Raw genomic sequence first — 15,222 nt, forward strand, 5'->3', positions numbered from 1 at the left:
AATGTCCAGCACCGCCCCGGATGCCCAGCACAGACTCAGCACGAGAAGCACACGATGACCGAAATCACGCAGACCCGGCCGACGCAGCGCAGTCAGGCCAAGGCCGATCGGCGCGCCGCCCTGCTCGGAGCCGCCGCCACGCTCTTCGCTGAGCGCGGTTTCAACGGTGTGTCGATCGAAGACCTGGGCTCGGCCGCCGGAGTCAGCGGCCCGGCCGTCTACCGTCACTTCGCCAGCAAGCAGGCCGTGCTCTCAGCGCTGCTCGTCGGCGTCAGCGAGCACCTCCTCGCGGGCGGGACGCGCGTGGCGAACGCCGCCGACGACCCAGCGACGGCTCTGCGCGCTCTCATCGCCTTCCACGTCGACTTCGCACTGACCGAGCCGGACACCATCCGCGTGCAGGATCGCGACCTCGACGCCCTCACCGAAGACGAGCGCCGCACGGTCCGACGGCTGCAGCGGCGCTACGTCGAGCGCTGGATGGAGGTGCTCGCCACCCTGCATCCGTCGCTGGCGCAAGTGGAGCTCCGGATGCGCGTGCAGGCCACCTTCGGACTCATCAACTCGACCCCGCACAGCGCCCGCGTCGGCGGGACCAGCGTCGACGCGGGCGCAGCCCGTCCGGTGCTGGAGCGGATGGCCTGGGCCGGACTCAACGCGCACTGAGCCGCATCCGTTTCGCCGCCCGGCACGTCACCCCGATGCGTTACAGTCGCAAGACGGAAAACGCGATCACGAACAAAGGAGTGGCGTGGGCGACGACTCTCCTCGCCTCAGGCGGCACCACCGGGTCCTGAGGTTCTTCGGCATCGTGGTCGCCGTTCTGCTCGTGCTCGTCGTGATCGCCGGCGGTGTCGGGGTGTGGAACGTCGTGCGGTCGTTTCCGCAGACATCCGGAACCATCGATCTGGCGGGCCTCGACAAGCCGGTCAGCGTCGTGCGCGACGACGCGGGCATCCCTCAAATCACCGCATCCACGGCCGACGACCTCTTTCGCGCCCAGGGCTTCGTGCACGCCCAGGATCGCTTCTGGGAGATGGACTTCCGGCGCCACGTCACCTCGGGACGGCTCGCCGAGATGTTCGGCCAGAGCCAGGTGCCGACCGACACGTTCATCCGCACGCTCGGCTGGCGGAACGTGGCCGAGCAGGAGGTGAAATCGCTCGACAAGACCTCGCTGCGCTACTACCAGGACTACGCGGACGGCGTGAACGCGTACCTGGCGACGCACAAGGGCTCCGAGCTCTCCCTCGAGTACGCGGTGCTGGGCATCCAGAACCCGGGATACTCCCCCGAACCCTGGACACCCGCCGACTCAGTTGCCTGGCTGAAGGCGATGGCCTGGGATCTGCGCTCGAACTTGGAAGACGAAATCGATCGGGCCCTCCTCTCGATGAAGCTGTCACCGGAGCAGATCGCGCAACTGCACCCCGAGTACCCGTACGGCGCGCACCCGACGATCACAGCCGATGGCGGTGGCGATCCCGCAGCGACGACTCCGGATGCGGCGCCGACGACTGCGGCGTCCGATTCGGATTCGGCGGCGGGCGCGGGCGCGGGCGGGGCCTCCGTCACGGCTTCCGCCGCGTCATCCGGAACCGCGTCATCCGCTTACGCCGGGGCGCTCGGCTCCCTCGCCGACTCGCTCGAGGCACTGCCCGAGCTGCTCGGGCCGATCGGCAACGACATCGGCTCCAACTCGTGGGTCGTCTCCGGCGCCCTGACGAAGAGCGGCAAACCCCTGCTCGCCAACGACCCGCACCTCGGCGCGGCGATGCCCTCGGTCTGGTATCAGGTCGGCCTGCACTGCCGTACCGTGAACGCGGACTGTCCGTTCAACGTCGCCGGCTTCAGCTTCTCCGGACTGCCCGGCGTCATCATCGGGCACAACGACCGCATCGCCTGGGGATTCACGAACCTCGGCCCCGACGTCGCCGACCTCTACGAAGAGCGGGTGAGCGGCACGACCTACGAATACGACGGCAAGCAGGTGCCGCTGACCATCCGCAAGGAGACGATCAAGGTCGCCGGCGGAAACCCCGTGCATCTGACGGTGCGCTCGACCCGTCACGGACCGATCGTCACCGATCTGAGCGACGGATTCGCGGCCATCGCCAAAGACCAGGCCGGCAAGATGAGCGTGCCCGCGGACAAATACCAGCTCTCGCTGGAGTGGACGGCGCTCACTCCCGGCCCGACGCCGGCCGCGATCTTCGCGTTCGATACGGCGCAGAACTGGGACCAGTTCCGGGCAGCCGCACAGATGTTCCAGGTGCCGTCGCAGAACCTCGTCTACGCCGATGTGGACGGCAACATCGGGTACCAGGCGCCCGGCGCGATGCCGATCCGCGCATCCGGAAATGGCACGATGCCCGTGCCGGGATGGACCAGCCAGTACGGCTGGACAGGGATGGTGCCCTTCGCCGAACTGCCGATGGTCTACAACCCTCCTAGCGGCTACATCGTCACAGCGAACAACGCCGCGGTCGGACCCGGCTTCCCTCACCTGATCACGGCGGACTGGGAGTACGGATACCGTGCCAACCAGATCGAGGTGCGCCTGCAGGCGTTGATCGCGAAGGGCAAGAAGCTGACGGCAGCTGATTTCGCGAGTATCCAGGCAGACAAGTACAACGCGAACGCCGCCAATCTCACCCCGCTCCTGCGCGAGATCGGCTCCCAGGCGGAGGCTGGCAGCGGCGCCAATCGCGGAGCACAGCTGCTCGCCGGGTGGAATTACCACGACGACGCGAACAGCGCGGCGGCGGCATACTTCAACATCTTCTGGCGCAACCTGCTCGCCGACGCCTTCGGGCGCAAACTGCCTGCCTCAGCTCCGCCCACCGGCGGCGACCGCTGGTTCGCGGTCGTGCAGACGCTCGCGCAGGAGCCCGACTCCCCTGGTGGACGGACAAGAAGCTGGGGGTCGACAACCGCGACGCGATGTTCGCGCACGCGGCCGACGAAGCGTGGTCGGAGGCCACCCGGCTCATGGGCGGCGACCCGAAGAAGTGGCGGTGGGACAGCATCCACACGATCACGCTGACCAATGCCAGCTTCGGAACCTCGGGGATCGGGCCGATCGAGGCGCTCTTCAACCGCGGGCCGTACCCGGTCGGCGGCGGATCGAGCGTCGTGGATGCGGTCGGCTGGGATGCATCGGTCGGCTACACGGTCGACTGGGTGCCCTCGATGCGGCAGGTGATCGACCTGAGCGACTTCGACAAGAGCACCTGGGTCAACCTGACCGGCGCATCCGGGCATGCCTTCAGCCCGCATTACGACGACCAGGCGCCCCTGTGGCAGAACAACAAGACGAGGTCGTGGCCGTTCAGCACCAAGGCGATCGCCGCGGCGGCCGACCAGACGCTGACGTTGCGGCCGACGGGCTAGCGCCCGTCGGGATGGCTAGCCCGACGGACTCGCTCAGCGCCCGGTGGGCCAGTGGCGCTCGTCGCTGCCGATGTACAGCTGCTGCGGGCGGCCGATCTTGGTGGCGGGATCGGTGGTCATCTCGCGCCAGTGCGCGATCCAGCCGGGAAGTCGGCCGATGGCGAAGAGCACGGTGAACATGCGGGTCGGGAAGCCCATCGCCTTGTAGATGACCCCGGTGTAGAAGTCGACATTGGGGTAGAGCTTGCGATCCACGAAGTACTGGTCGGCGAGCGCGACCTCTTCGAGCTCCTTGGCGATGTCGAGCAGCGGGTCGTGCACGCCCAACGCGGCGAGCACCTCGTCTGCCGACTGCTTGACGAGGCGGGCGCGCGGGTCGAAGTTCTTGTAGACGCGGTGCCCGAAGCCCATGAGCTTCACGCCCTCTTCTTTGTTCTTCACGCGCTCGACGAACTTCTGAACGCTCTCACCCGAGTCCCGGATGCCCGCGAGCATCTCGAGAACAGCCTCGTTGGCGCCGCCGTGCAGCGGTCCGTACAGAGCGTTGATGCCAGCGGAGACCGAGGCGAACAGGTTCGCCTGGGTCGATCCGACGAGACGGACGGTCGAGGTCGACGCGTTCTGCTCGTGGTCTTCGTGCAGGATGAGCAGTCGCTCGAGCGCCTTCGACAGCACCGGGTTCACCTCGTACGGCTCGGCCAGCGTGCCGAAGTTGAGGCGGAGGAAGTTGTCGACGAAACTCAGCGAGTTGTCCGGGTAGAGGAACGCCTGGCCGAGGCTCTTCTTGTGCGCGTACGCCGCGATCACCGGAAGCTTGGCCAGCAGGCGGATCGTCGACAGCTCGATCTGCTCGGGGTCGTGCACGCTCAGCGAGTCCTGGTAGAAGGTCGAGAGGGCAGAGACCGCGCTCGAGAGCACCGACATCGGGTGCGCGTCATGCGGGAGCGCGCTGAAGAAGCGGCGCAGATCTTCGTGAAGCAGCGTGTGCCGACGGATGCGCTCGTCGAACTCAGCAAGCTGGCTCGGCGTCGGCAGCTCACCGTAGATCAGCAGCCAGGCGGTCTCGAGGAACGAGGAGTTCTCCGCCACCTGCTCGATCGGATAGCCGCGGTAGCGCAGGATGCCCGCATCGCCGTCGATGTACGTGATCGCCGAGCGCGTGGCAGCCGTGTTGACGAAGCCGTAGTCGAGGCTCGTCAGACCGGTCTGCTTGGTCAGCGTCGAGAGGTCGATGCTCGACGCCCCCGAGACGCTCGGCAGGATCGGGAACTCCGCGGAACCGCCCGGGAAGTTCAGCGTGGCCTTCTGCGGCTCGTGAGCCTGCTCCGGCGCGGCACTGGGTTGCTGTGCCTGCTCGGTCGGTGCATTCTCGGTGCCGAGTCCGCTCACAACGCCTCCTGGGTCAGTGGGTGTTCATCACGCGCGCTGATTGTGGCAGCGCTGCAAAAAGTAGTGCGAATACAGCCTAACGAACCCGCCGGACAACTGTCGCATCCTGCAAAAGGGCGCCGAAGCCGTTAGAGGGAGTCTCCAAGAACTCGAAGGCGCGAGGCCGCCGCGGCGATCCGCTCGTCGCTCGCGGTGAGCGACAGCCGCACGTGCTGCGGGTACTCGTCGCCGTAGAAGACGCCCGGCCCTGCCAGGATGCCGAGATCGGCTAGTCGGCCGATGCTCTCCCAGGCGTCTCGCCCTTCGGTGGCCCAGAGGTACAGACCCGCCACGCTGTCGTCGATTCGGAATCCCGCGGCTTCGAGCGCCGGCTTGAGCTCGGCGCGACGGGCACGGTAGAGCTCGCGCTGCGCATCCACGTGCGCTTCATCGCCGAGCGCGACCACCATCGCCGCCTGCAGCGGTGCGGGAAGCATGAGACCCGCGTGCTTGCGCACCGTCGTGAGTCGGCCGATCATCGTGCGGTCGCCCGCGACGAAGGCCGCGCGGTACCCGGCAAGGTTCGACTGCTTGCTGAGCGAGTAGACCGCGAGCACGCCGGTGTCGTCGTCGCCGATCACCCGCGGATCGAGCACGCTCGGGATGCGCTCGGCATCCCAGGGCGCCTCCCAGCCGAGCTCGGCATAGCACTCGTCGCTCGCCACGAAAGCGCCCAGCTCACGGGCGCGCTCGACGGCGACACGGAGATCCTGAACCCCGAGCACGCGGCCGTTAGGATTGCCGGGACTGTTCAGCCAGACCAGCCTGGTGTTCTCCGGCCACTCTGCGGGGTCGTCGCTCGCCACCGCCTCGGCTCCGGCGAGAGCGGCACCGATCGCATAGGTGGGATACGCGGCGCGGGGATGCACGACGGCATCGCCATCGCCGAGCCCCAGCATGAAAGGCAGGAACGCGACCAGCTCCTTGGAGCCGATCGTCGGAAGCACGTTGTCGACGGTGATCCCCGTCACTCCCCGCCGCCGGGCGAACCACTCGACGATCGCCTCGCGCAGTGCAGGGGTGCCGATCGTCTGCGGGTATGCGTGCGCATCCGTCGCCTCGGCCAGAGCCTCGCGGATGAGGTCGGGTGTCGCGTCGACGGGCGAGCCGATCGACAGATCGACCAAGCCGTCAGGATGCGCCTTCGCGCGCGCCGCGTACGGCGCCATCAGGTCCCAGGGTAGTCGGGCAGCGCTCCGAGCGCCACGTCAGTGCGCCTGCGGCGGCAGCGCGGCGATAAGCGGGTGGTCCTTGCTGATCACGCCGACCTTGGCAGCGCCGCCGGGCGAGCCGATGTCGTCGAAGAACTCGACGTTGGCCTTGTAGTAGTCGGCCCACTGCTCCGGGAGGTCGTCTTCGTAGTAGATCGCCTCGACCGGGCAGACGGGCTCGCAGGCTCCGCAGTCCACGCACTCGTCGGGGTGGATGTAGAGCGACCGTTCGCCCTCATAGATGCAATCGACCGGGCACTCGTCGATGCAAGCGCGGTCTTTCACGTCGACGCAGGGGAGGGCGATGACGTAGGTCACAGTGCAGGGTTTCCCTTCGCAAGAGGTACCGCTCTAGCTTATGCCGTTTCGTGCTGATGCCGATTCGTGCCCAGCCACTTCGCGGTCCGGCTGTGCGCGGTGCTTGCTCAGGTCGGGCCAGGCCATGACGAGCGCAGCGATCACGATCGGGGCGACGACCCAGATCTGGCCGAGCACCTCGTTCTGGATGAGGACCGACCCGCCCGCGCTCTGCTGCGAGTAGAGCAGGATGACCGCGATGGTGCCGAGCGCCGCGATCAGCGAGGGGATGCGGCTGCGCGAGAGCAGCCGCAAGCCGACCAGCAGCGCGGTGTACCCGACGAGCGCGAGCACGAGCCCCCACGGGATCGTGACGCTGCCGACCTTCCACGTCGACTGGTGCGCGATCGTGCCGACCGCGCCGACGACGACCCCGACGATGAAGAGGAGTAGGTAGTTGACGATCCGGCTGAGCATTTTCGAATCCTATCTGGACAGGTTCTGGTTCCCCGGTTAGAGTCGAGCAGGTAAGGTTAGCCTTACCAATCCCCCGAATCCCTCCCGAAAGACTTCTGTGCTCGCCAACTACCTGATCGGCCTCCGCGAAGGCATCGAAGCATCCCTCATCGTCGGCATTCTCGTCGCCTATGTGGTCAAGGTGGGGCGCAAGGATGTGCTGAACAAGCTCTGGTTCGGAGTCGGAATCGCGGTCGTCGTGCCCCTCGGCGTCGGGGCACTGCTCACGTGGGGCCCGTACGGGCTCAGCTTCCAGGCGCAGGAGATCATCGGCGGCGGCCTCTCGCTCGTCGCGGTCGGGTTCGTGACCTGGATGATCTTCTGGATGGGCAAGACCGCCCGCACCATGAAGGGCACGCTGCACACACGTCTCGACGCCGCGCTGCTCGGCGCCGGCTGGGGTGTTGTCGTGCTCGCGATCCTCAGTGTCGGGCGGGAGGGGCTCGAGACCGCCCTCTTCGTCTGGGCGACGGTCGCCTCGGTCGGCGGCAGCTGGGAGCCGGCTGTCGGCGCACTCCTCGGCATCATCACCGCCGCGATCATCGGCTTCGGGCTCTACCGCGGCTTCGTGAAGATCAATCTCGGCAAGTTCTTCACCTGGACGGCCGGGTTCCTCATCCTGGTCGCCGGCGGTGTCTTCGCCTACGCGATCGGAGACCTGCAAGAGGCCGGCCTGATCCCCGGCGCGGGAGTACACGCCTACGACATCAGCACGATCATCCCCGCCTCGAGCTGGTATGGCACGGTGCTGCAGGGCATTGTCAACTTCAACCCGTCGCCCACCTGGCTCCAGGTGATCGGGTGGGTCGCTTACATCTCCGTCGTCACCTTCTTCTTCGTCCGGCAGCACCGCACTGCCGCGCCGAGCCCGGCCAAGCGCGCCGCCGAGATGACGACCTCCACGCAGCAACCCGTCGCCCACTGACGGTCATTCTCCCGAAAAGAAAGCACAGCCATGCCTAGAACTCGCACACTCGGTCTGCTCGCGGGCTCCCTCGCGGGCGCCGCGACGATCGCCCTGGCGCTCAGCGGATGCGTTCCCAACAACGCCTCGGCCGACGCCGAAGCACTCAGCGTGACTCTGAACGACGACAAGTGCACCGTGTCGACGGCCACCGCCCCGAGCGGTGCGATCACCTTCCAGGTGACCAACAAGGGCACCGACGTCAACGAGTTCGAGATCCTCGCCGACGACAAGCTGCGCATCGCGGGCGAGAAGGAGAACATCGGCCCGGGCACGACGGTCAACTACGTCGTGCAGCTGTCGGAAGGCAAGTACTTCACCGCGTGCCGCAAGGGCATGGTCGGCTCCCCCGCCCACCTCGCCGGGTTCGCCGTGACGAAGGGCAAGAGCGCGGTCAGCTCCGCCGATGAGAGCAAGCAGGTCTCGCAGGCCGTCACCAACTACATCGGCTACCTCAAGGACCAGAGCAGCCAGCTGCTCGGCGCGACCAAGGCGTTCGCGGCCGACTATGAGGCAGGCAACGACGACGCGGCCCGCGCCGAGTATCCTGCAGCCCGCGCTTTCTACGAGCGCATCGAGCCGACCGCCGAGCAGTTCGGCGACATCGACCCGGCCATCGACCTGCGTGAAGCAGACGTCGAGCAGGGCCAGACCTGGACCGGCTGGCACCGCATCGAGAAGGACCTCTGGGCGCCCGCAGGATTCACCGCATCCGACCCCGCCACCCGCAAGCAGCTCGGCGATCAGCTCGTGGCCGACACGCAGAAGCTCTCCGACCTGGTCAACGCGAAGGACTTCAGCCTCACGATCGACCAGATCTCGAACGGCTCGATCGGTCTGATGGAAGAGGTCTCGCGGAGCAAGATCACCGGCGAGGAGGAGACCTTCTCGCACACCGACCTGTGGGACTTCCAGGCCAACGTCGAGGGCGCGAACGTCGCCTACGGCATCGTGCGCGACATCGCCGCGGCAAAGGGAACCAACGGCAAGCAGATCGTGGCCAAGCTCGACACCGAGTTCGCGTCCATCCAGAAGCTGCTCGACCAGTACAAGTCGGGCGACGGATTCGTGAGCTACACCGAGCTGAGCACCGCTCAGGTCAAGGAGCTCTCCGACCAGGTCAACGCGCTCAGCGAGCCGCTCAGCCAGCTGACATCCACCATCGTCAAATAGGGTCGTCGAGTGACCTCGGAGTCCCCCGAAACCCCAGCAAGCTCTGACCCGAAGCCCGGGCTGTCCCGTCGTGGACTGCTCGGGCTCGCGGGCGCTTCCGTCGGCGCCGGCATCGTCGGAATCGGTGCCGGCATCGCGATCGACCGTACGGTGCTCGGGGCGACCACGGAAACAACCGACACGTACCCGTTCTACGGCGAACACCAATCCGGAATCACGACCGCCGCCCAAGACAGACTGCACTTCGCGGCCTTCGACGTCGCTGACGGACTCGACCGGGCCGGACTCATCGAGCTGCTGCGCGACTGGACCGTCGCGGCGGCGCGCATGACCCAGGGCAAGCCGGCGGGCAAGTACGGGCCGGCCAGCGGACCCGCGGACGCTCCCCGGACGACACCGGCGAGGCGCTCGACCTTCCGCCCGGCGGGCTGACCCTCACGATCGGTTTCGGTCCGACCCTCTTCAGGACGACGGATGGGCGTGACCGGTTCGGCATCGCATCCCGCCGCCCAGAGGCCCTCGTCGACCTGCCGCACTTCCCCGGCGACGCCCTACTCGACGCCTACGTGGGCGGCGACCTGTGCGTGCAGGCGTGCAGCGACGACCCTCAGGTCGCCGTGCACGCCATCCGGAACCTCTCACGCATCGCCTTCGGGCGGGCGAGCATCCGCTGGTCGCAGCTCGGCTTCGGCCGCACGTCATCGACGACGCGCAGCCAGACCACGCCGCGGAACCTGTTCGGCTTCAAAGACGGCACCGCCAACATCAAGGCCGAGGACGGCAAGGTCGTCGCTCAGCAGGTGTGGGTGCCCCGCGTCGACGGCGAGGACTGGATGACCGGGGGTCGTACCTGGTCGCGCGCAAGATCCGGATGGTCATCGAGACCTGGGACCGGCAGCAACTGGGCGAGCAGGAGCGCATCGTCGGGCGCGACAAGGGCGAGGGGGCGCCGCTGTCGGGCGGCACCGAGTTCACAGAGCCCAACTTTCTGGCGGTCTCCCCACCGGCGGCACGAAGATCGATCCGGACTCGCACGTGCGGCTCGCGCATCCGTCGACCAACGATGGAGCCCAGTTGCTCAGACGCGGGTACAACTTCGTCGACGGCAACGACGAGCTCGGGCGCCTCAACGCCGGGCTGTTCTTCATCGCGTTCCAGCGGGATCCGCGCAAGCAGTTCATCCCGATCCAGCAGCAGCTGGCGCGCAACGACGCGATGAACGAGTACCTGAAGCACGTCGGCTCGGCGATCTTCGCCGTGCCGCCCGGAGCCCGCGAGGGCTCCTACGTCGGCGCGCCCCTCTTCGCCTAGCCCCGCGCCCGCCCCGCGCCCCGCGCCCGCGCCCGCCCCGCCCTAACGCAATCGAGTCCGGGAGAAATCCCCCACGCGCAGTGCGTTGGGGTGATTTCTCCCGGACTCGATTGCGTTGAAGCGGGTCAGCGCGGGTTAGGCGTTCTGGTCCTGCTTCTTCAGGCGGGAGGTGGCGCGAGCGCGGGCGTTCGCGTCGAGCTCGACCTTGCGGATGCGCACCATCTCGGGCGTGACCTCGACGCACTCGTCCTCGCGGGCGAACTCGAGGCTCTCCTCCAGGGTGAGCTGGCGCGACGGAGTCATCGACTCGAAGTTGTCGGCCGTCGACTGACGCATGTTGGTCAGCTTCTTCTCCTTGGTGATGTTCACATCCATGTCGTCGGCGCGCGAGTTCTCGCCGATGACCATGCCCTCGTAGACCTCTTCGGTCGGCTGCACGAAGAACGTCATACGCTCCTGCAGGGCGATGATCGCGAACGGAGTGACCACACCGGAGCGGTCAGCCACGATCGAGCCGTTGCTGCGCGTGATGATCTGGCCGGCCCAGTCGTCGTAGCCGTGCGAGATCGCGTTGGCGATACCCGTCCCACGGGTGGTGGTGAGGAACTCGGTGCGGAAGCCGATGAGGCCCCGCGAGGGGACGATGAACTCCATGCGAACCCAGCCGGTGCCGTGGTTCGACATGTTCTCCATGCGACCCTTGCGCGCGGCGAGCAGCTGAGTGATCGCGCCCAGGTACTCCTCGGGTGCGTCGATCGTGAGGTGCTCGAACGGCTCCTGCAGCTTGCCGTCGACGCGCTTGGTGACCACCTGCGGCTTGCCGACGGTCAGCTCGTAGCCTTCGCGGCGCATCTGCTCGACCAGGATGGCCAACGCCAGCTCTCCGCGGCCCTGCACCTCCCACGAGTCGGGGCGACCGATGTCGAGCACGCGCAGCGAGACGTTTCCGACCAGTTCGCGGTCGAGGCGGTCCTTGACCATGCGCGCGGTGAGCTTGTGACCCTTGACCTTGCCGACGAGCGGCGAGGTGTTCGTGCCGATCGTCATCGAGATCGCGGGCTCGTCGACGTGGATCGCGGGGAGGGCGCGGATGTCTTCGGGGTCGGCCAGGGTGTCGCCGATCATGATGTCGGCGAAACCGGCGACGGCGACGATGTCACCGGGGCCGGCGCTTTCGGCCGGGTAACGGTCGAGGGCCTTGGTGATCATGAGCTCGGTCACGCGCACGTTGTGCACGTCGCCGTCGTGACGCACCCAGGCGACGGTCTGGCCCTTCTTGAGCGTGCCGTTGAAGATACGCAGCAACGCGAGGCGGCCGAGGAACGGCGAGGCATCGAGGTTGGTGACGTGCGCCTGCAGAGGCGCCTCCGGGTCGTACGACGGGGCCGGGATGTGCTCGAGGATCGCCTCGAAGAGCGGCTCGAGGTCGTCGTTGTCCGGCAGCTCGCCGTTGGCAGGCTGGTTGTGGCTCGCGGCGCCGTTACGGCCGGATGCGTAGACGACGGGAACGTCGAGGATCTTGTCCAGGTCGAGGTCGGGAACGTCATCGGCCAGGTCGCTGGCGAGTCCGAGGAGCAGGTCCTGGCTCTCGCTGACGACCTCCTCGATCCGCGCGTCGCCACGGTCGGTCTTGTTGACCGCGAGGATGACCGGCAGGTTCGCCTCGAGCGCCTTGCGCAGAACGAAGCGGGTCTGGGGCAGCGGGCCCTCGCTGGAGTCGACCAGAAGGACGACGCCGTCGACCATGGACAGACCGCGCTCGACCTCGCCACCGAAGTCGGCGTGGCCGGGGGTGTCGATCACGTTGATGGTGATCGGGCCGTTCGTGGCGTGCTTGCCGTTGTACGAGATCGCCGTGTTCTTGGCGAGGATCGTGATGCCCTTCTCACGCTCGAGCTCGTTCGAGTCCATCGCGCGCTCTTCGACGTGTTCGTGCGCCGAGAACGAGTTCGTCTGGCGGAGCATGGCGTCGACCAGCGTGGTCTTGCCGTGGTCGACGTGGGCGACGATCGCGACGTTGCGCAGATCGTCGCGGTGGGCGACGGCGTTCTCGGACATGCGTGAAGACTCGACTCTCGTCAGAAGATTGGTGGGAAACAGTCCATTCTATCAAACACAACGCGCCGGCCCGACCGCGGGCCTCGAACACTCAGGTGCTTGCAAGCAGGTCCGACCCACAACGCAATCGACTCCGGGAGAAATCACCCCAACGCTGCACACAATGCGGGATTTCTCCCGGAGTCGATTGCGTTGGACGGCCGCGGACGTACGCGAGAAAGGTGAAAGGGCCCGTCGCCGAGCGACGGACCCTTTCGAGGAGTGAGTGCTAGATGCCCTGGGCCACCGGCGGCTCGGGCTCATGCGGCAGCTCGACGGGCGGCACGACGGCCTCGTCGGAGCCCGCAGCCAGGAGTTCCAGGCGCAAGGCGCGTCGGGCGCGCTGGGCGTCGGGATCCGGCAGAGGCACAGCTGCGAGGAGCCGCTGCGTGTACGCCTCGCGCGGGTTGCGGAGGATCTCGTCGCGCGAGCCGACCTCGACCAGGTTTCCGTGGTGCATGACCGCGATGCGGTCGGCAAGCACGTCGATCACCGCGAGGTCGTGGGTGATGAACAGGCAGGCGAAGTTCATCTCCTTCTGGAGCGACTGCATCAGTTCGAGCACGCGAGCCTGCACCGACACGTCGAGTGCGCTGGTGGGCTCGTCGGCGATCAGCACCTGCGGCTGGAGCGACAGCGCCCGGGCGATCCCGACGCGCTGCTTCTGGCCGCCCGAGAGTTCGTGCGGGAAGCGGCTGCGGTATGCCCGCGGCAGCTCGACGGAATCGAGGAGGCGGTCGACCTCTTTGGCGAGAGCCGCACCCTTGATCCCCTTGGCGAGCAGCAGGGCTCGCCGATGCTGTCGGAGATCTGGAGGCGCGGGTTCAGCGAGGACGACGGATCCTGGAACACGATGCCCACATTGCGGTGAAGCTTGCGGATGTCGTCACGCGACGCATTGCTGATGTCCTGGCCCGCGACGACGAGCTTGCCCGAGTGGATCGGGAGTAGTCCGATGGACGCGCGTCCGAGAGTGGTCTTGCCGGAGCCGGACTCGCCCACGAGGCCGACGACCTCGCCCTCGTGGATCTGCAGGTCGATGTTGCTCGCGGCGCGGAACGCGGGGACGCGACCGTGCTTCGGGTACTCGATCGCCACATCCTGGAAGTCGACGACAACCGTACGGGGGTCGGCGATGGCGGCTGCGTGTGCCTCATTCGCGATCCGCTCGTTGACGGCGATGCGCTCGGCGAACTCGGGGTCGGCGTGGTCGGAGCCGGCCGCCAGGGCCGCCGTGGTGTCGATCTCCTCGTCGCCGCGCTGCCCCAGGTGGGGAACCGCGTCGAGCAGGGCGATCGTGTACGGGTGCTGCGGGTTGGCGAACACGTCTTTGACGGTGCCGCCTTCGACGATGTCGCCCTTGCGCATCACGACGATGTTGTCTGCAAGGTCGGCGACGACGCCCATGTCGTGGGTGATCAGCAGGATCGCGCTGTCGAGCCGGTCACGGAGGCTGCGCAGCAGCTCCAGGATCTCGGCCTGCACGGTGACATCGAGTGCGGTCGTCGGCTCGTCGGCGATGAGGAGCTTCGGGTCGCACGAGATCGACTGCGCGATCATCGCGCGCTGACGCTGACCGCCCGAGAGTTGGTGCGGGTAGGAGTTGAACGCCTTGACAGGGTCTGGCAGTTCGACCATGCCGAGCAGCTCGAGCGCGCGCTCCTTGGCCTCGTGCGGCGACATGCCGAAGTGCACGCGCAGCGTCTCCACGATCTGCGAGCCGACCGTGTATACGGGGTTCAGCGCGGTCATCGGCTCCTGGAAGATCACCGCGACCTGGCGACCGCGGACGCGGCGCATCTGCGGCTGCGTGAGCCCGGTGAGCTCGCGCCCCTCGAGCTTGATCGACCCGCGCACGCGCGAATTCGTCGGGAGGAGGTCGAGGATCGCCATCGAGCTCGCGCTCTTACCCGATCCTGATTCGCCGACGATCGCGAGGACCTCGCCTGCCTTGATCGAGTAGTTGAGCTTCTTGGCCGCGGGGACCCAGACGTTGTCGACGCCGAAGTCCACGGAGAGGTCGGTGACCTCGAGCACGGGGGCGTCGGTCACGACGTCCGCCTGACCGGTGGTGTTGTCGGTCATGAGTTGGTGTTCCTTTCGCGAGCGCCGAGGATCGCCCGGCGGCTCCGGTCGCGTTGGCGTGCCGGCTGAAGTGCTGTAAGCATGGACCCATGCCTTACGCCTCCGCCGACGAACGCGAGGTGTTCGTCTCCCGGTTCAACCGGGTCGTTGCCGTTCTGATCTGGGCGGCCACCGCTGCCATCGCGGTGACCCTTGTACTGAGCGTCGACGACCTGCGCCTGCTCTATCTCGTGCCGTGTCTGTTCTTCGCCCTCGTCGCGTGGAGCGCACTGTGGCGCCCGCTCCTCGTCGTGGCTACCGAGGGTGTGACCGTGCGAAACGTGCTGAGCACCATCGAGATCCCGTGGGCGGCGCTCATCAACGTCGACACGAAGTACGCCCTGACGCTCTACACGCCGGGCCGCAAGTTCTCCGTCTGGTCCGCGCCGGCGCCCGGCACGGCGAGAACGCTCCGTGCCACCCGCAACGAGACTCGAGGACGCGTGGGCAAACCGAGCGTGGCCGACACTGTTCGCCGACCCGGCGACCTGCTGTCGACCGAATCCGGTCAGGCGGCCGAGGTCATCCGGCGTCGCTGGAGCGACCTGCGCGACAGCGGGCGTCTGGATGCGGGCGTCGCCGACCAGACGCCGGTCACCGTGCACTGGCACTGGGCCGAACTGGCCGGCATGGTGCTGCTCGCGGCCGGCACGGTCGCGGCACTGCTCCTCGCCTGATCGGCTGAGGAGCAGCGCGTTCGCGCTCGTG

At 67.3% G+C, this 15,222-nt stretch carries 10 protein-coding genes and 3 pseudogenes; 6 read left to right on the forward strand and 7 right to left on the reverse strand.

The annotated features are described in order from the left end of the window. Nucleotides 1-54: 54 nt before the first annotated feature. Together ACQ86A_RS13930 and ACQ86A_RS13935 are read left to right on the forward strand one after the other, a co-directional pair. Nucleotides 55-666 carry an SACE_7040 family transcriptional regulator gene (locus ACQ86A_RS13930; RefSeq protein WP_431277587.1) on the forward strand — a complete coding sequence of 204 codons (612 nt, stop codon included), beginning with the start codon at nt 55-57 and terminating at the stop codon, nt 664-666. Between the two features lie 271 nt (nt 667-937). After that, nucleotides 938-3,393: pseudogene (locus ACQ86A_RS13935) on the forward strand (penicillin acylase family protein). Nucleotides 3,394-3,426: 33 nt separating this feature from the next. On the opposite strand, the gene ACQ86A_RS13940 reads toward ACQ86A_RS13935, so the two are convergent. The 4 genes from ACQ86A_RS13940 to ACQ86A_RS13955 form a co-directional block, all read right to left on the reverse strand. Beyond that, nucleotides 3,427-4,689 carry a citrate synthase gene (locus ACQ86A_RS13940; RefSeq protein ID WP_431280450.1) on the reverse strand — a complete coding sequence of 421 codons (1,263 nt, stop codon included), beginning with the start codon at nt 4,687-4,689 and terminating at the stop codon, nt 3,427-3,429. Nucleotides 4,690-4,910: 221 nt separating this feature from the next. Beyond that, nucleotides 4,911-5,990, reverse strand: coding sequence for a succinyldiaminopimelate transaminase (dapC, locus tag ACQ86A_RS13945; RefSeq protein ID WP_431277588.1), 1,080 nt, complete (start codon nt 5,988-5,990; stop codon nt 4,911-4,913). Nucleotides 5,991-6,029: 39 nt separating this feature from the next. After that, nucleotides 6,030-6,350, reverse strand: coding sequence for a ferredoxin (fdxA, locus tag ACQ86A_RS13950; protein ID WP_431277589.1), 321 nt, complete (start codon nt 6,348-6,350; stop codon nt 6,030-6,032). 33 nt (nt 6,351-6,383) lie between these two features. Beyond that, nucleotides 6,384-6,806, reverse strand: coding sequence for a DUF6113 family protein (locus ACQ86A_RS13955; protein ID WP_431277590.1), 423 nt, complete (start codon nt 6,804-6,806; stop codon nt 6,384-6,386). A 97-nt stretch (nt 6,807-6,903) separates the two neighbouring features. Here ACQ86A_RS13955 and efeU point away from each other — a divergent pair, with 97 nt between their 5' ends. The 3 genes and pseudogenes from efeU (at nt 6,904) to efeB (ending at nt 10,293) form a co-directional block, all read left to right on the forward strand. Further along, nucleotides 6,904-7,770 carry an iron uptake transporter permease EfeU gene (gene efeU / locus ACQ86A_RS13960; RefSeq protein WP_431277591.1) on the forward strand — a complete coding sequence of 289 codons (867 nt, stop codon included), beginning with the start codon at nt 6,904-6,906 and terminating at the stop codon, nt 7,768-7,770. 30 nt (nt 7,771-7,800) lie between these two features. Beyond that, entirely contained in the window at nt 7,801-8,982 is a 1,182-nt protein-coding gene (gene efeO, locus ACQ86A_RS13965) for an iron uptake system protein EfeO (RefSeq protein ID WP_431277592.1), read from the forward strand. A 9-nt stretch (nt 8,983-8,991) separates the two neighbouring features. Next, nucleotides 8,992-10,293, forward strand: a pseudogene (gene efeB, locus ACQ86A_RS13970) (iron uptake transporter deferrochelatase/peroxidase subunit). Nucleotides 10,294-10,428: 135 nt separating this feature from the next. On the opposite strand, the gene typA reads toward efeB, so the two are convergent. From typA to ACQ86A_RS13985, 3 genes and pseudogenes are all read right to left on the reverse strand, one after another. Beyond that, complete coding sequence (typA, locus tag ACQ86A_RS13975) at nt 10,429-12,351, reverse strand: translational GTPase TypA (RefSeq protein WP_431277593.1); 1,923 nt, start codon at nt 12,349-12,351, stop codon at nt 10,429-10,431. A 268-nt stretch (nt 12,352-12,619) separates the two neighbouring features. Then, nucleotides 12,620-13,009 (reverse strand): hypothetical protein, encoded by a 390-nt coding sequence (locus tag ACQ86A_RS13980; RefSeq protein ID WP_431280451.1) that lies wholly within the window; start codon nt 13,007-13,009, stop codon nt 12,620-12,622. A gap of 33 nt (nt 13,010-13,042) precedes the next feature. Further along, nucleotides 13,043-14,475 (reverse strand): annotated as a pseudogene (locus tag ACQ86A_RS13985) (ATP-binding cassette domain-containing protein); the annotation flags it as partial. A gap of 89 nt (nt 14,476-14,564) precedes the next feature. On the opposite strand from ACQ86A_RS13985, the gene ACQ86A_RS13990 reads away from it, so the two are divergent. Further along, nucleotides 14,565-15,191: a PH domain-containing protein gene (locus ACQ86A_RS13990; RefSeq protein WP_431277594.1), complete on the forward strand. Its 627-nt coding sequence runs from the start codon at nt 14,565-14,567 to the stop codon at nt 15,189-15,191. The last annotated feature ends 31 nt before the right edge of the window (nt 15,192-15,222 follow it).

Source organism: Leifsonia poae (genome assembly GCF_050632195.1).
Lineage (GTDB): Bacteria > Actinomycetota > Actinomycetes > Actinomycetales > Microbacteriaceae > Leifsonia > Leifsonia poae_C.

Coding starts and splice junctions, on each gene's coding strand:
- ACQ86A_RS13990 (WP_431277594.1), top strand. CDS start 14,565: ATGCCTTACGCCTCCGCCGACGAACGCGAGGTGTTCGTCTCCCGGTTC.
- efeO (WP_431277592.1), top strand. CDS start 7,801: ATGCCTAGAACTCGCACACTCGGTCTGCTCGCGGGCTCCCTCGCGGGC.
- typA (WP_431277593.1), bottom strand. CDS start 12,351: ATGTCCGAGAACGCCGTCGCCCACCGCGACGATCTGCGCAACGTCGCG.
- ACQ86A_RS13955 (WP_431277590.1), bottom strand. CDS start 6,806: ATGCTCAGCCGGATCGTCAACTACCTACTCCTCTTCATCGTCGGGGTC.
- dapC (WP_431277588.1), bottom strand. CDS start 5,990: ATGGCGCCGTACGCGGCGCGCGCGAAGGCGCATCCTGACGGCTTGGTC.
- ACQ86A_RS13930 (WP_431277587.1), top strand. CDS start 55: ATGACCGAAATCACGCAGACCCGGCCGACGCAGCGCAGTCAGGCCAAG.